Origin of the sequence: Microvirga arsenatis (genome assembly GCF_009910705.1) — a bacterium.
Lineage (GTDB): Bacteria > Pseudomonadota > Alphaproteobacteria > Rhizobiales > Beijerinckiaceae > Microvirga > Microvirga arsenatis.
The window spans coordinates 373,946-392,104 of record NZ_JAAAXJ010000001.1 but is presented as its reverse complement, the minus strand read 5'-3'; the positions used below and the strand labels follow the sequence as shown (position 1 = coordinate 392,104).

Here is an 18,159-nt window from a genome sequence, read left to right as displayed (position 1 = left end):
CCGGCGCGTCAGAGGACGTAAAAGTCGTTTTCGCTCAATGCGAGCCCGCTCTTGAGCTTGGCGAAGAGAATCGGCTTGTACTTCGTTCCCGAGCCGTCGGCGTCGTAGGAAAGATGGCCCTTGTTCTTGCTGTAGATCAGGTAGTCGTTAGCGTCCTGGGCCTTGCTGCCGATCGTGAAAAGGTCGGGCTTGAGCTTTCCGGGCTTTCCGAGCTTGCGGAAGATGCTGTTCTCAAGCCGGATCGTGTCGTCACTGACGTTGAAGTCGGCGATGGTGTCGACATTCGTAGTGGCGCTCAGCCGGTCCCTGAAGGTGAAGATGTCCTTGCCCCAACCGCCCGAGAGAATGTCCTTTCCCGCTCCGCCCTCCAGATGATCGTTACCTGAGTCACCGAAGATCCGGTCGTTGCCGGCGCCGCCCTGGAGAATGTCGAGGTGCATACTTCCATAGAGCGTGTCGTTTCCGTCCTGCCCCGCCAATCTGTTGTCGCCTGTTCCCCCATAGAGCCGATCGCTTCCGGCACCCCCTTCCAGGGTGTCCCGCCCGGTGTCGCCGTAGAGCTGGTCCGCACCATCGCCGCCGGAGAGGAGATCGTTTCCGATGCCGGCATAGAGAGCGTCATCCCCAAGCCCGCCAAAAATCCTGTCGCTGCCGCCATCCCCGTACAGCGCATCATGGCCGGCAAGACCATCGATCAAGTTCGCCCCCAGGTTTCCGACGATTTCGTTCGAAAGGGAGTTGCCGATCAGACCGATGCTGGCGAGCCCGCCGCCGGCCTTCAGGATTTCGATGTTCTCCCCCAGGGCATAGCTTGCATGGGCGATCACCGTGTCATGGCCAGAGTTCTCGCCATCCACGACCAGGTCGAAGGCGTCGTCCACGATGTAGAGGTCATTGCCCGCACCTCCCACAAGCGTATCGGCGCTCCCCTTTCCGTCGAGGTGATCATGCGCCGATGTGCCGACGATCAGGTTGCGAAACCCGTTGCCCGTAAGCGACAGGGATGTCGCCGAACCGTCCGCGCGAAGCTCTTCGATTTCGGCATCCAGGGCCATCGCGAAGCTTGCGGTCGTGTGAACCACGTCATAACCCTGCCCGGCGGCCTCGAAGATGCGGTCGTCCGCTGTGTCGACCCTGTAGATATCGTTGCCGGGTCCGCCATCGAGGGTATCCGCTCCCCTGCCCCCCTCCAAAAGGTCGTCCCCAGCGTAGCCCTCCAGGTGGTCGCCCTGGTCGGAGCCTTCGAGACGATCGTTGCCGCTCATCACGAAGGCGGCGGCCAGCGCACCCTGTTGATGGAATTTGGCGAGGTCCTGGTAGGAAAACAGCACCGGACCATCAGGTTCGCCATAGGTGATCCACGGTGCGTCTTGAGGCCCGAACCGCAGGTATGAGGCGCTTCCCTCGGCCTCGGAAAGCTGAGGTCCTGCATAAAGAATGTCGACAGGCGACTGATAGATGACGACCTTGAAGCTTGCGCTCTCTGCCCCCTTGATACTGAGGCTGCCGCTGACGATGGGCGTGAAGAACGCCTGAAGCCGGAGGCCCATCGGCATGTTGCTGTTGAAGGTGACGACGGCCATGGGGAGCTAACCTGAAAGCGTGCAGCCCCTCGTTCGGGCGGTTTTCCGTGAACTATCGGCAGGTCTGGGCAGCCCCAGCCTCGCTTCCTATTGGAGCGGCGACCCACTCCGCCAACAAAGGGGCATTGGGTGAATACCTCGAAAGGATCTTGTACAAGTCGTCGAAGGGCCTGGCCCGAAGGCCAGGCCCCAAGTTGGCACTGCGGCTCTCACCAGCGATGCGCCGGATGTTCAGGCGAGCATGAAGTCGCGGCTGACATAGTTGTGAGCTTCGGTCAGGAAATCCGAGCCGCTGGCTATGCTGCCACCGTCCTGGACCGCTGCCTTGAGAATGCTGATCAATTGGGCATTGGAGATCGACGAACTGCCATTCGTCGTGCCGAAGCTTCCGTTGTCCCAGAAAAACCACTTCATCGTCACAGACGACCGGACTGCGCCTATGCCGAAGTTCAGCGTCAGGTCACCCGCATTTCCACCCGTGCCGCGTGTCCCGCTGACGAAGCCAGAGTCGATGAGAGACGCAAGACTTGTCTCATCGTCCCAGAAACCGGCGGCCGGGTTGAACGCCACAAGCTGATCTCCCTCCGAGATCCGGAAGCCGTTGATGACGTCATTGCCCCATCCGGCCTCGTTGCCGTCCCGATCATGCAGGTAGAGAGCGTACTTGTCGGCCTGCCAGCCGCCCGTGTACTGATCGTCCCCGTCCGAGATGGCGCCGGCGATCCCACCGAGCTTGAACTTGTTGTTGCCGCCATTGGCGTAGACAACATCGCTGCCGGTGCCGAGGATAATGGTGTCGTCGCCATTACCCGCCGTGACGGTGTCATTGCCGCCGCCGGCATCGATGCGGTTATGGCCGCCATTGGCATTGATGGTATCGTTGCCGCCGCCGCCCCACATCCGGTCGTTGCCCTCGCCTGCCGACATGGTATCGGCACCGCCACCGCCGAACAGCCAGTTGTGGCCACCATTGGCATGCAGTTGGTCGTTGCCCGCTCCGCCATCGAGCAGGTCGTTCCCGCCGCCGCCGGACAGGTTGTCGTCGCCACCCTGCCCAAACAGGCGGTTGTTGCCCTCCTGGCCGTGCATCTGGTCGTTGCCGTCGCCACCGACCATCAGGTCGCAGCCATTCCCCCCCGACATGTTGTCGGCATTGGCCGTGCCGAGCTGGTAGTCGTTGCCGTTGCCGCCCCAGTAGCCACCCCATTGAGGAGCGGTCTGGACGGTATCGTAGGCGGCATAGGGAGCGTTGAATGTACCGGATGTTGCTCCGCCGTCACCGTCCCGCACAGTAAAGTTGAAGCTGTCGCCTGTCTGATTGGGGCCTCCGAGCAACTGCACGAGGCCTGAGTTGATGTCCTGTTGCGTGAACGTATCGCCCGCGCCCGCCATCTCACCGTTGATGAGCAAGACGCCGGACGGAAGGCTGTCGACCGTATAGGTCAGTGTCGAGCTGTCCACATCGGTCGAGGACAGGTCATCAGGTCCGAGAACTGCGCCTGTGGAACAGGCCCCGAGAGCGGGGTTGAGCGTGCTGGTCACGATCACCGGCGCGTCATTCACGGGATTGACGGTCAGGTTCACGGTGACGGGCGTACCATCCACCGTTCCGTCATTGGCTTTGTAGGTGAAGCTGTCCGATCCATTGTAGTTGGCATTCGGGGTATAGGTGAACGAGCCGTTTGCATTGAGGACGAGCGTTCCATGGGCCGGACCTGACACGAGAACGGCCGTGAGGGTGTTGTTCTCTCCATCCGTATCGTTCTGGAGAACACCCGGCGCCCCCACCACCAACGCCACGTCCTCGTTCGTCGCATAGGCGTCGGCAGCGCTGACGGGTGGCGTGTTAGCCGGTGCAGGAGGCTGTCCTACATTGATGAGACCGCCTGAGACGCCCTGCGTGAAATCAAGAACGTTGTCACCTGAGTCGGAATCCTGGAAGCGGAACTGAAGCGAGCCATCCTGGAGCGACGTGAATATGTTCTGCAGCACGGTGGCATTGTTCGAGTAAAACCACCCGGTTCTCAACTCGTTATTTTCAAAGCCCTTTGGAGGAGCAGATTGCAGAGCGGTTATCCCGTCGCTCGTCGTCTGCTGGGTTTCGATATCGCTGAAGTTGCCGAGCTCCACGTTATCGAGAAACAACACATTGTCTTTGTGATCGAAATCCCCAGGAGATGTGTCACCATCAAACAACGTGATACGAACGGCGACTTGCGAAAGACCCCCTCCCAGTGCGGCCAAGACGGCAGGAGTAAAGCCGGTTTGGGTTCCAATCGTGAACAAGGACGACGATGTGCCGGAGAAGAGGCTGCTTGCGGACAGCTGACTGACGATGCGGACGCCATTCAATCCGATCAGGTCAAGGACGATACCTCCAACCTGCGTGAAGCCAGAGGGCAAAGCGCCCCCGGCCGTTGGAGATGTGATGGTGAAAGTAGTCACGTGATCCTCCAAGGATAGAGCCGTAGCAAACGACCCCTTCTTTACGAGGACGAGTCAGCCCCGAACGTTCAGCAGCAACGCAACGGCAGCTATCAGCCTGAAAGTCCGACAGCCGCCAAGGATCCGGTAACAGGACCTGCCGCTCCGCTTGGAAGAACAGATCCCACCCGTAATAAAATTCAGATTTGAGCATAAAAAGCACTTTGCGAAATCGATTTAAATCGATTTCACATAGGTCATTTCGATGCCTTCATTATGCAGTTGGCGTCTACGTTGCTCTGATCGTTATTGGACTATGAGATTCGTTCCCCCAGACTTGCTAAGTCCAGCTTCACCATATTCTTTCCGCTTACTGCCACAACGGCGCATAGGCAGTACTTCCCAGCACAGAGAATGTAAGGACAGCCGCTTCGGGAGTAACACGTCCGTAAAACCGCTTTCGTAGTCACTTGATTTGAGCTCTGCCACAGGCCTCCTCTCCTGCTCCGCACCCGGTTCAAATGAAAAGCCCGGCAACGCTCCTGCTGCCGGGCCTCTTAAATGCTGGATCAAGGCATCGTCTTGTCTAGCGCGCCTTGACGGCCGTGTCCGGGAAGTCGCTGAAGAGGCCGTCCACCCCGAGGGCGTAGAACGCCTTGTACTCCGCCGCGGGATCGCCCTTGAAGGTCGAGGCCAGGCGCTTCGGTTCGTTGCGGAAGGTCCAGGTGAACACCTGGAGGCCCGCGGCGTGCGCATCCTTCACCACCGTCGTCGGGGCTGCAAGGACGCGATCCTGCTCGTCCGTCTTGCCGTCGCCGTTCAGGTCGTCGGCCTTGCCGTCGTTGTTCTGATCGACCTGCTTGGTGGGAAGAATGTAGGGCTTCCACGGCGCCAGGATGTCGGCATAGGACTTCACTTCGGCCAAGCCTTCCTTCGTGAGCAGGTCCTTGTATGTGCGCTTGTCGCCGACCACCACGAAGTCATAGGGCTGGGCGTAAGGTGCCGCGAGTACGATGTTGCCGTCCTTGTCCACGTCGTCAGCATCCAGCAGCTGTGCCAGCCGCACGTCGATACGCGTGTTCAGATATTTAAGGTTCGCCACCTCGAAGCTCTGAATGACGACGGGTGCAGACGCATCGGCCCATCCTGCCTCCTTCAGAACGGTCACCAGGCGGTCTTCCATGGGAAGCCCCAGGGCGGCATGGAAGGTGGAGTGCTTGGTCTCCGGGGCGATCCCGATGGTCTTGCCCCTTGCCGAGCCTTCCTTCTTGGCGAGGTCGATCACCTCCTGAAGGGTTGGGATCTGGAACTGGCCGTTCTTGGACTGATCGCGATCCGCCATCGCTTGCTTGGCGCGCAGTTGCTTGATCTCGGCGAGGGTGAAGTCGCTGGCGAACCAGTCGGTGGTCTCGACGCCGTCGACCTTGCGGGTCGTCTTGCGGGATGCGAATTCGGGCCTGTTCGCCACGTCGGTGGTGCCGCTCAGCATCGGCTCGTGACGGGCGATCAGCACGCCGTCCTTCGTCACCACAAGATCGGGCTCGATGTAATCCGCTCCCATGTCGATCGCCATCTTGTAGGCCTCGAGCGTGTGCTCGGGCAGATAGCCGCTGGCGCCACGGTGAGCGACAACGATAGTCGGCGCGCCGGTCAGGGTCTTCTCCTGAGCCAGGGATGGCCCACTCGTCGTCGAAGTAATGATGGCGGCGGATGCGAGCAGTGCAAAGCGGTTCATGATCTTTCCTCCTGGGCGGATCTCTAGCGGCGCTTTCGTGACGCCATGATGACTGCCCATTGCCGGATGTTACTGCACCCGCCTGCCGCTACAAGGAGACCGTCTCAGTTGCTCGACGGAAAGGTGGACCTCACGAACTCCCATGCCGCCGTCAGGTGTCGTCGCATCGCCTCCTCGGCCGAATCCGGGTCGCGTGCGAGAATAGCCTCGAGGACGGCCTCGTGGCCGGCATAGTTCATCTGGTCGATGTCCGCACCGCGCCTCATCGAGCGCCAATGTTGGGTCAGCCACTCCACATAGGCTTTGTGAATGGCGGGGTAGATCGGATTCCCGGGGATTCGGTAGAGCACCGCATGAAAAGCGGCGTCGGTCTGGTCGAACAGGGAGGAATTGCCAATCGCCTCCCGGTTCGTCTCGAGGGCGGCACGGAGTTCCTCAAGGTGGTCGCGCCTCGCGTGCTTTGCCGCCCAGCGTGCCAGCGCCGCCTCAAGGAAGATCCGGGTCTCGAACAGATTCCAGACCCCTTTCCTGTCCACGACGAGATGGCCGACGAGATTCCCCACCTTGTCGATCGCAATCTCGTAGTCGGGCTTGCGCACGATGGGACGGTGTCCAAGGCGCGTCTCGATGAGTCCGCGATTGGCAAGAGTGATGATCGCCTCCCGGACGGCCGCACGGCTCACGCCATAACGCTGCATCAGGTCGCGCTCGGCCGGGAGCCGCTCACCCTCCTGGAAGCCTCCATTTTGGATCATCTGCGCCAACTCGGCCGCTATCGCATCCGACCGACGCGCCCCTATTGCCCCGTGGCCATGCAGCTTTTCGCTCTGGTCCATGGTCACCTCGATTTTGCCGCCTAATTCTTCGAGTCTCTGTGGCTAAGGAGCCAAAGACGATCCGTAAGCTTCTTACAGGTAGCATATGGTCTGACCAAAATCTATCTTTGTAGAATTGTTTAGGGAAAAGAGGCTCGAATTTCCCTCCTCAAAACAAATGGAGGGGACAGCTCGGGATTGATTTCGAGACCCTTGACAGGCAAGTGCTCTCCGACCATCCTCCCTTCGGTCGAACCAAATAGATCAGTAACTGGCGTTTGGTTTGACACTGCTCCGCTTGAGCGTACAGGGAGGAGAGACTGGTGACGCCATCCCAAGGCAACCCGCTGTCGAACTCTAGCCTGCAGCTTCCCGCCCGAGGATCGTGCGGGGGACAGCCATGACCGGCATGATCCTGTCCGGTCGTGGCGAGGCCCTGACCCACTACCAGATGTATATCGACGGCGCCTGGACGGACGGCCGTGCCGATGCACGGTCCGAGGTCGAAAACCCGGCGAACGAAGCGGTCTTCGCCACCGTCCCCGCCGGAACGGTGGAGGATGCGATCGATGCCCTGGAGGCGGCTAGGCGCGCTCAGCCGGCCTGGGCTGCCTTGCCGCCCATCATCCGGGCCGGCTACGTGACCGATCTCGCCGCCGCCGTAAAACGGGAGAAGACGCACCTCGCCCGCATCGTCGTTCAGGAACAGGGCAAGCCCCTCAACCAGGCCGAAGGCGAGATCGATGCCGTCATCACCTTCCTGACCTTCGCCGCCGAGAGCGCGCGCCGCATCGAAGGCGACATTCTTCCGTCGGACTTTCAGAACGAGGAAGTCTGGATCCGCCGGGTGCCCTTCGGGGTGGTCGTCGGACTCACTGCCTGGAACTATCCGGCAGCGCTCGCAGCACGCAAGATCGGCCCTGCCCTCGTAGCCGGCAACACCATGGTGGTGAAAGGGCACGAATCCACGCCTCTCTCGGCTCTCGAGATCGCTCGCCTGGCGCGTGAAGTCGGAATTCCGAAGGGCGTGCTCAATGTGGTAACGGGCGACGGACGCAGTGTGGGAGATGCCCTGGTGCGCTCGCCCATCAGCGCCATGATCACCATGACGGGCAGCGTCCGCGCCGGACGCGAGATCTACGCAGCGGGCGCTCATGAGTTGAAGGTCGTCCGCCTCGAACTCGGCGGCAAAGCGCCCTTCATCGTTCTGGATGACGCGGATATCGATGCGGCCGTGGAAGCGGCCATCGTCTCGCGCTTTACCAATTGTGGGCAGATCTGCACCTGCAACGAGCGCATGTATCTGCACAAGGCTATCGCGGAGCCCTTCCTCGACAAGTTCGTATCCCGCGTGAAGCAGATGCGCCTTGCCGACCCCATGACAAACCCTGACATGGGGCCGAAGGTGAACCGACCCGAAGTCGACAAGGTCGAGGAGATCGTGAACGATGCGATCGCGGCCGGAGCTGAGGTTCTCGCGGGCGGGCGGCGCCTGAAGGAGGGCGAATTTGCCCGCGGGCACTGGTTCGAGCCCACCGTCCTGCGCGTGGACAGCAACGAGGCATCGGTCATGCAGCGGGAAATCTTTGGCCCGGTTGCGCCCGTGATGACCGTCGACAGCTTCGAGCAGGCTCTGGGCTTCGCCAACGACAGCAGCTATGGCCTTTCGGCCTATGTCTACACCAACGATCTGCGCCGGGTGATGCGGCTCTCGCGGGAGCTCTCCTTCGGCGAACTCTATGTCAACCGTCCCTGCGGCGAGCTCGTTCAGGGCTTTCACACCGGCTGGAAGCATTCCGGCCTCGGCGGCGAGGACGGCAAGTACGGTTTCGACGGATACCTGCGGAAGCAGACGACTTACGTCCGCTGGTGACGGCCTGCAGCCGTGAAAGAGCTGCAGCAATACCGAAAGAACCCCGCCAACGGGGCAGAACCTTGATGGAGGAAGATGATGCTGAGAAGGACTTTTCTTGCACTCGCAACAGGTGTGGCCGCCCTTGGTCTGGGCCTCGGCGGCGTGTCGGCGCAGGAGCTGCCCAAGCTGAAGCAGAAGGAGAAGTACAAGGTCGGCTTCGCGCAGACCGAGTCGAACAATCCGTGGCGCATCGCTCAGACGGAGAGCATGAAGGCCGAGGCCGCCAAGCTCGGTCACCAGCTGGTCTATACCGATGCGGCCGGCTCCGCAGCCAAGCAGGTGGCCGACGTCAACTCGATGATCGCCCAGGGCGTCGACCTGATCTTCCTGGCTCCCCGCGAAGAGAAGCCCCTCATCCCGGCCGTCATGGCGGCCAAACGCGCGGGCATTCCCGTCATTCTGCTCGACCGGAACGTGGACCAGAGCCTCGCCAAAGCCGGCAAGGATTACGTCACCTTCATCGGCTCGGACTTCGTGGACGAAGGCAAGCGCGCTGCCGAAGCCCTCACCAAGGCCATGGGCGGCAATGCCAAGATCATTCAGCTCGAAGGCACCACCGGCTCCTCGCCGGCCAATGACCGCCGCAAAGGGTTTGAGGATTACATCAAGGCTCATCCGGGCATGAAGATCGTGGCCTCGCAGTCCGGCGATTTCGCCCGTGACAAGGGTCGGCAGGTGGCGGAGACGCTGCTGCAGGCCCACCCCGACGCGACCGCCATCTATGCGCACAACGACGAAATGGCGATCGGTGCGATCGCAGCCCTCGAAGCGGCCGGCAAGAAACCCGGAAAGGATGTGATCGTCGTCTCCATCGATGGCACGCGCGATGCCTTGCAGGCCATCATCGACGGCAAGATGCTCGCGACGGTGGAATGCAACCCGAAATTCGGGCCCAAGGCCTTCGAGACCATGATGCGCTACGCCAAGGGCGAGCAGATCGAGCCATGGGTGGTGAACACCGACCGCTTCTTCGACAAGTCGAACGCGGCTCAGCTCATTGCCGACGCATACTGACTGATGAAGTGCTGCCCGCGATTGCGGGCAGCACCTTTTCGTCTGGCCTGATCCATGAACGGAGCTTCCATGGCGCCGCTTCTCTCCATGCAGGGCATCGACAAGCGTTTCGCCGGCATTCCGGCCCTGCGCTCGGCCGAGCTCGTGGTGGAGAAAGGCGAGGTCCATGCGCTGATCGGCCAGAACGGCGCCGGCAAGTCGACGCTGATCAAGATTCTGACCGGCTATTACAGGAAGGATGCGGGCGAGATCCTCTTCGACGGGAGGTCGGTGGAGTTCTCCTCACCCCAGGAGGCTCAGGGTGCCGGCATCAGCACGATCTACCAGGAAATCAACCTAGTGCCCTATCGATCCGTCACCGAGAACATCTGTCTCGGGCGGGAGAAGCGCCGCTTCGGGCTCCTGGACTGGCCGGCCATGCACGCAGAGGCGAAAAGCCTGCTGGCTCGGTTCAACATCGAGATCGACGTGCGCCGTCCGCTCATGGCCTATCCGACCGCCGTGCAGCAGATGGTTGCAATCGCTCGCGCCATCGGGTTCGAAGCCAAGCTCGTCATCATGGACGAGCCCACCTCCTCTCTCGACGAGCGCGAGGTCGGGGTGCTGTTCGGCGTCATTCGCCAGCTTAAGGCCGAGGGGGTCTCGGTGATCTTCGTCAGCCACAAGCTCGACGAGCTCTATGCTGTCTGCGACCGGGTCACCATCATGCGTGACGGCCGCACCGTGCAGGTGGCTTCCATGGCGCAGCTGTCGCGGCTCGACCTGGTCACCTCCATGCTTGGGCGAGAGCTGACCCAGGTGCTGCAGGAAGGGAGTCATACCGCTGAAGCCGATGGCAGCGCGCGTGAGCCGGTTCTGAAAGTCGGCAGTCTTGCTGCCGGCCGCATGGTCCGCGATGTCAGCTTCGATGTACGGCCGGGAGAAATCGTCGGGCTGGCGGGCCTGCTTGGCGCAGGCCGGACGGAATCGGCCCGCGCCGTCTTCGGGGCCGACAAGCCGGATGCCGGCACCATCGCTTTCGATGGCCGCATCAATGCGGTTCACGCCCCTTCGGACGCGATCAAGGCCGGCATGGGCTTCTGCTCCGAGGATCGGAAACTCGAAGGCATCATTCCGGACATGTCGGTGCGCGAGAACCTGACGCTCGCTCTCATGCCGCAGCTGGCCAGACGCGGCATCGTTGACGAGGCGCGCAGCCGGGAAATCGTCGACCAGTTCATCAGGCGCCTTGGCATCCGCTGCTCCGGGCCGGAACAGCGCATCCGTGAACTCTCCGGCGGCAACCAGCAGAAGGTGCTGCTCGCCCGCTGGCTCTGCATGAACCCCAAGCTGCTCATCCTTGATGAGCCCACCCGAGGCATCGATGTCGGCGCCAAGGCCGAGATCCTGAGCCTGATCCGGGAGCTGGCAGGACAGGGCCTCGGTGTCCTGATGATTTCCTCGGAGCTTGAAGAGGTGGTGGAGGCGGCAAGCCGCATCTTCGTTCTCAGGGACGGGCGCACGGTCGCGGAACTCAAGGGAGAGGCGATCAACGAACAGACGGTCATGGCTGCCATGGCGCATGGGCATGAAGGCAAGAGGGAGGCGGACCATGGCTGACACGGCGACCACCCTCCCGCCCGCGCAAGGAGCGCCTCGCTTCGACATCAAGAGCATGCTGACGAAGTATGGTGCCTGGATCGCGCTGGCGCTCCTGATCCTAGTCAACCTCGCCATCACACCGAACTTCGCAACCTGGCAGACGCTCAACGTCAACCTCACCCAGGTCTGCGCCATCGTGATCGTCGGCGTCGGGATGACGCTCGTCATCGCCACAGGAGGAATCGACCTCTCGGTCGGCGCGCTCATGGCCATCGCCGGAGCCCTGGCGCCCCTGATCTTCCTTGGAAAGCTCTTTCCCCTGCCCCACCCTGCCATCGGCATCGCACTCGCCTTCGTCCTGCCGGTTCTTGTCGCGGGCGCTCTCGGCTGGTTCAACGGCTGGCTCGTGACGCGCCTGCGGATTCAGCCGATCATTGCGACCCTGGTGCTTTTCATCGCCGGGCGAGGCATCGCGCAGGTCTTCACCAACGGCAATCTGCAGGTCTTCAACCTGCCGAGCTTCCAGTTCATCGGTCTCGGGCGCGCCTTCGGCATCCCGTTTCAGGCGATCCTGATGATCGTCATCGTGGCTGCGGCAGCCTGGATGCTCAGGCGCACCGTGTTCGGCCGCCAGATCCTTGCCGTTGGCGGCAACGAAAAGGCTGCACGCCTTGCGGGCATTCCCGTCGCGTCCGTGAAGCAGCGGGTCTATCTCATCAGCGGTCTTCTCTCCGGCATCGCAGGGCTGATCGTCATCGCCCGCAACTCCGCTGCAGACGCCAACCTCGTCGGCCTCGGCATGGAACTCGACGCCATCGCGGCCGTCGCCGTGGGAGGAACGCTCCTCACCGGCGGGCGGGCGACCGTGATCGGCACCCTCGTCGGCGCGCTCATCATCCAGCTCGTCCGCTACACGCTTCTCGCTAACGGCGTCCCGGATGCCGCCGCGCTCGTGGCCAAGGCCATCATCATCGTTCTGGCCGTCTGGCTGCAGCGCCAGAGTCATCGCTGAGGGCAAAGATGAGCACCACCTCCCTCAAACTGTTTCAGGGCATCGGGCGCTACGGCGTGCTTCTGGCGCTCGTGGCGCTGATCCTGTTCGGCTGGCTGCGCTACGAAAACTTCCTTGGGACGTTCAATGTCCTTTCGGTGCTCCGCTACAACAGCATGTTCGCCCTCGTGGCGCTGGGCATGTGCTTCGTCATCATCACGGGCGGCATCGATCTTTCAGTGGGGTCGACGGCAGCCCTCGGCAGCGTTGTCGCAGCCTTGCTCTCTTCCTACGGAGTCATGCCGGGACTTCTCGGGGGACTGGCGGCCGGGCTCGCTGTCGGCGCCTGCAACGCCTTCATCATTACCCGGCTCAACATTCTCCCGTTCATCGCGACGCTCGCCACCATGCTGGCAGCAAGCGGCTGTGCGCTGCTGCTCGCCGACAACCAATCGGTCTCTGTGTCTTATGAAACGGGGTTCGTGGAACTCGGCCAGGGCGATTTCCTCGGCTTTCCCATTCCGGCCTGGATCGCGCTGATTGCCTATCTCCTGGGCTCCCTCATCCTCAACTTCACCTCCTTCGGCCGCACGGTCCTGGCCATCGGCGGCAATGAGGACGCAGCGCGCCTCATGGGCTTGCCGGCGAGCCGGGTGAAGGCGGTGGTCTATCTGGCAAGTGGCGGCCTGTCGGGACTTGCGGGCGTGATCCTCGCGGCGCAGTTCGGGGCGGGCCAACCCATCGAAGGTGTCGGCTGGGAGCTCTTTGCCATTGCGGCCGTCGTGGTCGGCGGCACCTTGCTGACCGGCGGCGTCGGCTCCGTCGGCTCGACCCTCGCGGGCGTGCTCCTCCTCGGTCTGATCTTCAACATCCTGAATTTCGAGAACGGCCTCGGCTGGATCAGCCTTTCTGCCTATTGGCAGTCCGTCATCCGCGGCGCGTTCCTGCTGCTCGTCGTTGCCATCCAGGCGCGGTTGAGCATGCGCGCCGAAGAAGCCGCCTGACGGCTCGACATACCACCCTTGAGGAAGTGAAGGACCCCATGCCCCGGATCACCTCTATCGAACCCGGCTTCTACCGCATCCCCCTGCCGACCGTGCTGACTGACTCCATGCACGGCGAGATGCGGGCCTTCGAGCTCAACACGGTTCGCATCCGCGACTCGGATGGAGCGGAGGGCGTCGGCTACACCTTCACGGTAGGCCGCAATGGAGCCGCCATCGATACGATTCTCGCCCGCGAGCTGCCCGAGATCATGGATGGCGAGGAGGCCGACGAGATCGAGCGCCTCTGGCACAAGGCCTGGTGGGCGCTTCATTACGGCGGACGCGGCGGACCGACGGTTCTGGCGCTGTCGGCCTTCGACATGGCGCTCTGGGATCTCAAGGCGAAGCGGGCCAACCTTCCGCTCTGGAAGGCGCTCGGCGGCTTCGATCCCAAGGTGCCCTGCTATGCCGGCGGCATCGATCTCGAACTGCCCCTCGACAAGCTCCTGCGGCAAACGGACGACAATCTCGCCAAGGGCTTCCGCGCCATCAAGATGAAGGTCGGCCGCGCCAATCTCTTCGAAGATGTGGAACGCGTGAAGGCCATGCGCGAGCACCTGGGCCCGGGCTTTCCGCTGATGGTGGATGCCAACATGAAGTGGAGCGTGGACGGCGCCATCCGTGCCGCGCGTGCTCTGCAGCCCTTCGACCTCACCTGGCTCGAGGAGCCGACCATTCCCGACGACCCGGCGGGGCATGCCCGCATCGTCCGCGAGGGCGGACTGCCGATCGCCGCCGGCGAGAACCTGCGCACGCTTTGGGAGTTCAAGCTTTATGTAGCCGGCGGCGCGGTGACCTATCCGGAGCCGGACGTCACCAATTGCGGCGGCGTCACGCCGTTCATGAAGATCGCTCATCTGGCGGAGGCCTTCAACCTACCCGTCACCAGCCACGGCGCCCACGACGTGACCGTGCATCTCCTCGCCGCCTGTCCGAACCGCTCCTATCTCGAGGCTCACGGCTTTGGCCTGGAGCGCTACATCGCCGAGCCTCTCACGATTCAGGAGGGCTTCGCGCTGGCACCGGATCGCCCCGGCCACGGGATCGATTTCGACTGGCAGGGCCTGGCCAAGATCAAGGCGTGATGCGCAGCTCACCAACTCAGGGGTCGAACGACCGCCATGGATGTTTTCTCACCTTCTCTTCTCGCCGGACGCACCGCCCTCGTGACGGCGGCAGCCCAGGGAATCGGCCGCGCCTCAGCCATCGCCCTGGCCGATGCCGGCGCCGCGGTCTTTGCAACCGACATCAACGAAGCGGCTCTCGTTTCGCTGGCCGAGCAGCACCCGTCCATTACGGCCTTGCCTCTCGATGTGCGCGATCCCTCGTCCATCCAGGCGGCTCATGCCCGGACCGGCCCGGTTGATGTGCTCTTCAACTGTGCGGGCACCGTGCATCAAGGCTCCCTGCTCGAATGTGACGACGAGGCCTGGGCTTTCTCCATGGATCTCAACGTGACGGCCATGTTCCGCATGATCCGCACCTATCTGCCTGGAATGCTGGAGCAAGGCCGCGGATCGATCATCAACATGAGCTCGGTCGCCGGTGCGGTCAAAGGCGTCGCAAGCCGTGCAGCCTATTGCGCCACGAAGGCTGCAGTCGCCGGGCTCACCCGCTCCATCGCCGCCGACTACGTGACGAAGGGCGTTCGCTGCAACGCCATCTGCCCGGGCACGGTCGAGACGCCATCCCTTCACGACCGCATGCGAGCCCAGGGCGACTACGAAAAAGCTCGTGCCGCCTTCATCGCGCGCCAGCCGATGGGACGCCTGGGAACACCCGAGGAGATCGCAGCCCTCGTTGTCTATCTGGCGAGCGACGCCTCGGCCTACACGACCGGTCAGCTTCATGTCATCGATGGCGGCTGGACCGCCTGATACGCATTGGCAAGGTGCCTCAATGAAAGAGCGTTTCGACCATATCGTCGTCGGCGGCGGCTCCTCAGGCTCCGTGGCAGCCGCGCGGCTCGTCAATGAAGGCCGCCGCGTGCTTCTTCTCGAGGGCGGATACTCTCATCGCCATCCGCTTCTCGACATGCCGCCTGGGATCTTCAAGATGATCAACGGCAGCAAGTACATGCGGTACCATCAGACCGTGCCGCAGGAGCACCTGGACGGCCGCGTCCATGACATTCCGCAGGCTAACGTGCTCGGCGGCGGGTCATCGGTGAACGCCCAGGTGTACATGCGCGGGCGCCCCTCCGACTATGACGAATGGCACGAGATGCTGCATGGGGAGAACGACTACCCCGGCTGGAGCTGGGCCGATGTGCTGCCCCACTTCCGCACCATGGAGGGCAATAACAGGCTCTACAACGATCTGCACGGTGCCGACGGGCCGCTCCTCGTTTCCGATCCCGGTCACATCAACGACATGTCGCGTTGGTTCGTGCAGGCGGTCCAAGCCCTGGGTGAGCCGTTCAATCCTGATTTCAACGGTCCCAAGCAGCGGGGCGTGGGCTTTTACCAGTTCATGAACCGACGCGGGAAACGCAGCAGTGCGGCCTATGCCTTTCTTGCCCCGCTCGCGGACAACCCCAACCTCGTCATTCGCCTTCAATCGCGCGTTCGCAGGATCGAGATCGAGAACGGCCGCGCGGTGGGCGTCACCTATCGCGACGCCAGGGGCTTGGACCATACCGTCTATGCCGACGGTGAGGTGATCGTGGCGTCGGGAGCGCTGGTGACGCCGCAGCTTCTCATGCTTTCCGGCATCGGCCCTGCGGACCAACTCAAGGAGCACGGCATCTCCTGCATCGCGGATCTGCCGGGCGTCGGCGAGAACCTCATCGATCACCCGGAAGTGCCTCTCATCGCCAAGGCCAACGGACCCTACGGCTATTACAGGCAGGGCGTCGGCTGGCGGATGCTTCTCAACGGCATCCACTTTCGGCTCTTCGGCACGGGGCCGATCCTCTCCGCAGGCGTCGAGGCCGGCGCCTTCGTCAACCCGACCGATCCTGATGCGGAGCCGACGATCCAGGCCTTCTGCGTCCCGATCATCTATCTGGATCGCGACACGCTGGGCCTCGTCGAGGACACCTATGGGCTCACCATCACCACCGTCGTGGTGAAGCCAAAGTCGCGAGGCTACGTGCGCCTGCGCTCGGCCAATCCCGACGACATGCCGCTCGTGTCCCCTAACCTCCTCAAGCATCCCGATGACGCCCGGGCGATGATCGACGGGCAGCGTTACTTCATCCGCGCTTTTCAGACCAGCCCTCTTGCCGAGCGGATCGAACGCATCTCGATCCCCGATCCGAATGACCTCAGCGACGAGGCGATCCTGAAGCATTGCCGCCGCTTCGTGAAAACGAACTATCACCCGAGCGGCACCTGCCGGATGGGGACGGCGAGCGACCCCATGGCCGTCCTCGATTCCAGGCTCTGCGTCCGCGGGATCGAGAACCTGCGCGTATGCGATTTGTCGGCCATGCCCAACATCAATGCGGGCAACACCAACGCGCCCGCGATGATGATGGGAAGCCGCTGCGCGGAGCTGATCACCGGCCGCCCGACCGTCAGCACCGCGCAGTTCGGCCCCCGCCTCTCGGAGCAAGGCGACATGAGCGTGGCCACCATCGAATGAGACAGGAGGCGTTCTTCGGGAGCAGGCGAAGGCTCGATAAACGCAACCTCCCGCGGCTCCGGGCATTGCCCTAGCGCGCCATCTGGACCGGAGCAGCCCCGAATGCCCATTCCCTTGCCGAACCAGCCTTATCCTGAGCCGACTCCGGCCGATCCGAACCCTGCGCCGGTCAGTCCGCCCACGCCATCCGAGTCGCCTCAGCCGGAACCTGTCGGCGTGCCGCCTCCCAGTCCGGGCGGCATCCCGGCGCCGGGCGAGCCTGTCGGCGTGCCGCCGACGACCCCTCAGGAGATTCCGGTCACGCCGACGACGCCTCAGCCCACTGCCGGGTGAGGCTCAGGGGTTCGAGGAGACGAACTCGTCCCGCATCGGCGTGAATACGTCGAGGAGAACGCCCGCCTCGACCGCGACGGCTCCGTGGACTGCGTTGGAGGGAACCAGAAAGCTGTCGCCGCGCACCAGCCGTGCAGTGCGGCCCTCGATGGTGATGTCGAAGACGCCTTCTTCCACCAGGCTGCACTGAACGTGAGGATGCGAATGCGCCGCGCCGATGGCTCCGGCCTCGAAGGCGACGCGCACCATCATCACCCCGGAATCGTAGGTGAGAACCTTGCGCCGGATGCCCTCCCCCACCGTTTCCCAATCAATTTCGTTGTCGAATGCGAAGACATGACCCTTGCGGTTCATCGGTCATCCTGTTCGTGGTTAACGGGCGAGCCAGCCGCCGTCGACCGGCAGCACGACACCGTGGATGTAGTCCGCCGCCGAGGAGGCCAGGAACACGGCTGCACCGCCCAGATCGGCTGGATTCCCCCAGCGCCCTGCCGGAATTCGTCCCAGGATCTCAGCGCTTCTCTTCGGGTCGTTGCGGAGCGCTTCGGTGTTGTTCGTCACGAAGTACCCGGGAGCGATGGCATTCACGTTGATCCCCCTGGATGCCCATTCGCAGGCCAGCAGGCGCGTCAGACCGGCAAGCCCGCTCTTGCTCGCCGTGTATGACGGGATCCGAATGCCTCCTTGGAAGGACAGGAGCGAGGCAATGTTGATGATCTTGCCTCCTGCCCCGTCTGCAATCATCCCTCGTGCCACGGCCTGCGTGAGGAAGAACGTCGACTTGAGATTGACGTTCATCACATCGTCCCAGTCCTTCTCCGTGAACTCGATGGCATCCGCACGCCGGATGATGCCGGCGTTGTTGACCAGGATGTCGATCCGTCTGCCGAACTCAGCGCCTTCCGCGACGATGCGATCAATGGGCTCGAGGCTTGAGAGATCCGCATGGATAGGGTGAAAGCGTGCGCCCGCATCGCGACACAAGCGCTCGGTTTCGTCCATGGCCGAGCGCCCGACTGCGACGATGGAGGCACCCGACTGGGCCAACGCGACGGCAATGGCTTGGCCGAGACCGGTATTTGCACCGGTGACGAGGGCCGTCTTTCCCGTGAGGTCGAAGGAGATGCTCATCAC

General features: G+C 62.7%; 15 protein-coding genes. 9 read left to right on the top strand and 6 right to left on the bottom strand.

From position 1 onward, the window contains the following. Positions 1–8 precede the first annotated feature (8 nt). The 4 genes from GR303_RS01840 to GR303_RS01825 all read right to left on the bottom strand — a co-directional run bounded on the left by GR303_RS01840 (position 9) and on the right by GR303_RS01825 (position 6,578). Complete coding sequence (locus GR303_RS01840) at positions 9–1,583, bottom strand: calcium-binding protein (protein WP_161721698.1); 1,575 nt, start codon at positions 1,581–1,583, stop codon at positions 9–11. Positions 1,584–1,814: 231 nt separating this feature from the next. After that, positions 1,815–4,028 (bottom strand): Ig-like domain-containing protein, encoded by a 2,214-nt coding sequence (locus tag GR303_RS01835; protein WP_161721697.1) that lies wholly within the window; start codon positions 4,026–4,028, stop codon positions 1,815–1,817. 565 nt (positions 4,029–4,593) lie between these two features. Next, a complete protein-coding gene (locus tag GR303_RS01830; protein WP_161721696.1) occupies positions 4,594–5,742 on the bottom strand; it encodes a glycerophosphodiester phosphodiesterase in 1,149 nt (382 codons plus the stop codon). 104 nt (positions 5,743–5,846) lie between these two features. Beyond that, positions 5,847–6,578 (bottom strand): FCD domain-containing protein, encoded by a 732-nt coding sequence (locus GR303_RS01825; protein WP_161721695.1) that lies wholly within the window; start codon positions 6,576–6,578, stop codon positions 5,847–5,849. A gap of 379 nt (positions 6,579–6,957) precedes the next feature. Here GR303_RS01825 and aldA point away from each other — a divergent pair, with 379 nt between their 5' ends. From aldA to GR303_RS01780, 9 genes are all read left to right on the top strand, one after another. After that, positions 6,958–8,430: an aldehyde dehydrogenase gene (gene aldA, locus GR303_RS01820; protein WP_161721694.1), complete on the top strand. Its 1,473-nt coding sequence runs from the start codon at positions 6,958–6,960 to the stop codon at positions 8,428–8,430. Between the two features lie 75 nt (positions 8,431–8,505). Next, complete coding sequence (locus GR303_RS01815) at positions 8,506–9,486, top strand: ABC transporter substrate-binding protein (protein ID WP_161721693.1); 981 nt, start codon at positions 8,506–8,508, stop codon at positions 9,484–9,486. 69 nt (positions 9,487–9,555) lie between these two features. Continuing rightward, a complete protein-coding gene (locus GR303_RS01810; protein ID WP_161721692.1) occupies positions 9,556–11,085 on the top strand; it encodes a sugar ABC transporter ATP-binding protein in 1,530 nt (509 codons plus the stop codon). Continuing rightward, the gene (locus GR303_RS01805) at positions 11,078–12,079 is read left to right on the top strand and encodes an ABC transporter permease (RefSeq protein ID WP_161721691.1); all 1,002 of its coding nucleotides are present in this window, start codon (positions 11,078–11,080) and stop codon (positions 12,077–12,079) included. Before GR303_RS01810 ends, GR303_RS01805 begins: the two co-directional genes overlap by 8 nt. 8 nt (positions 12,080–12,087) lie before the next feature. Continuing rightward, the gene (locus GR303_RS01800) at positions 12,088–13,062 is read left to right on the top strand and encodes an ABC transporter permease (protein WP_161721690.1); all 975 of its coding nucleotides are present in this window, start codon (positions 12,088–12,090) and stop codon (positions 13,060–13,062) included. 38 nt (positions 13,063–13,100) lie between these two features. After that, entirely contained in the window at positions 13,101–14,189 is a 1,089-nt protein-coding gene (locus tag GR303_RS01795) for a mandelate racemase/muconate lactonizing enzyme family protein (protein WP_161721689.1), read from the top strand. Between the two features lie 36 nt (positions 14,190–14,225). Continuing rightward, positions 14,226–14,981, top strand: a complete 756-nt coding sequence (locus tag GR303_RS01790) for an SDR family oxidoreductase (protein WP_161721688.1) — start codon at positions 14,226–14,228, stop codon at positions 14,979–14,981. Positions 14,982–15,003: 22 nt separating this feature from the next. Further along, positions 15,004–16,692, top strand: a complete 1,689-nt coding sequence (locus GR303_RS01785; protein WP_161721687.1) for a GMC family oxidoreductase — start codon at positions 15,004–15,006, stop codon at positions 16,690–16,692. 102 nt (positions 16,693–16,794) lie between these two features. Beyond that, the gene (locus GR303_RS01780; protein ID WP_161721686.1) at positions 16,795–17,025 is read left to right on the top strand and encodes a hypothetical protein; all 231 of its coding nucleotides are present in this window, start codon (positions 16,795–16,797) and stop codon (positions 17,023–17,025) included. Positions 17,026–17,028: 3 nt separating this feature from the next. Here the strand turns inward: GR303_RS01780 and GR303_RS01775 are convergent, their stop codons facing one another. Together GR303_RS01775 and kduD are read right to left on the bottom strand one after the other, a co-directional pair. Beyond that, positions 17,029–17,379 (bottom strand): cupin domain-containing protein, encoded by a 351-nt coding sequence (locus GR303_RS01775; RefSeq protein ID WP_161721685.1) that lies wholly within the window; start codon positions 17,377–17,379, stop codon positions 17,029–17,031. A gap of 18 nt (positions 17,380–17,397) precedes the next feature. Further along, on the bottom strand, positions 17,398–18,156 hold the full coding sequence (gene kduD / locus GR303_RS01770; protein WP_161721684.1) for a 2-dehydro-3-deoxy-D-gluconate 5-dehydrogenase KduD: 759 nt from the start codon (positions 18,154–18,156) through the stop codon (positions 17,398–17,400). Positions 18,157–18,159: the final 3 nt, after the last annotated feature.

What these genes read in the sequence shown, in the direction of transcription:
- GR303_RS01840 (WP_161721698.1), bottom strand. Translation starts at nt 1,583, where the DNA reads ATGGCCGTCGTCACCTTCAACAGCAACATGCCGATGGGCCTCCGGCTT.
- GR303_RS01830 (WP_161721696.1), bottom strand. Translation starts at nt 5,742, where the DNA reads ATGAACCGCTTTGCACTGCTCGCATCCGCCGCCATCATTACTTCGACG.
- GR303_RS01825 (WP_161721695.1), bottom strand. Translation starts at nt 6,578, where the DNA reads ATGGACCAGAGCGAAAAGCTGCATGGCCACGGGGCAATAGGGGCGCGT.
- aldA (WP_161721694.1), top strand. Translation starts at nt 6,958, where the DNA reads ATGACCGGCATGATCCTGTCCGGTCGTGGCGAGGCCCTGACCCACTAC.
- GR303_RS01815 (WP_161721693.1), top strand. Translation starts at nt 8,506, where the DNA reads ATGATGCTGAGAAGGACTTTTCTTGCACTCGCAACAGGTGTGGCCGCC.
- GR303_RS01810 (WP_161721692.1), top strand. Translation starts at nt 9,556, where the DNA reads ATGGCGCCGCTTCTCTCCATGCAGGGCATCGACAAGCGTTTCGCCGGC.
- GR303_RS01805 (WP_161721691.1), top strand. Translation starts at nt 11,078, where the DNA reads ATGGCTGACACGGCGACCACCCTCCCGCCCGCGCAAGGAGCGCCTCGC.
- GR303_RS01800 (WP_161721690.1), top strand. Translation starts at nt 12,088, where the DNA reads ATGAGCACCACCTCCCTCAAACTGTTTCAGGGCATCGGGCGCTACGGC.
- GR303_RS01795 (WP_161721689.1), top strand. Translation starts at nt 13,101, where the DNA reads ATGCCCCGGATCACCTCTATCGAACCCGGCTTCTACCGCATCCCCCTG.
- GR303_RS01790 (WP_161721688.1), top strand. Translation starts at nt 14,226, where the DNA reads ATGGATGTTTTCTCACCTTCTCTTCTCGCCGGACGCACCGCCCTCGTG.
- GR303_RS01785 (WP_161721687.1), top strand. Translation starts at nt 15,004, where the DNA reads ATGAAAGAGCGTTTCGACCATATCGTCGTCGGCGGCGGCTCCTCAGGC.
- GR303_RS01780 (WP_161721686.1), top strand. Translation starts at nt 16,795, where the DNA reads ATGCCCATTCCCTTGCCGAACCAGCCTTATCCTGAGCCGACTCCGGCC.
- GR303_RS01775 (WP_161721685.1), bottom strand. Translation starts at nt 17,379, where the DNA reads ATGAACCGCAAGGGTCATGTCTTCGCATTCGACAACGAAATTGATTGG.
- kduD (WP_161721684.1), bottom strand. Translation starts at nt 18,156, where the DNA reads ATGAGCATCTCCTTCGACCTCACGGGAAAGACGGCCCTCGTCACCGGT.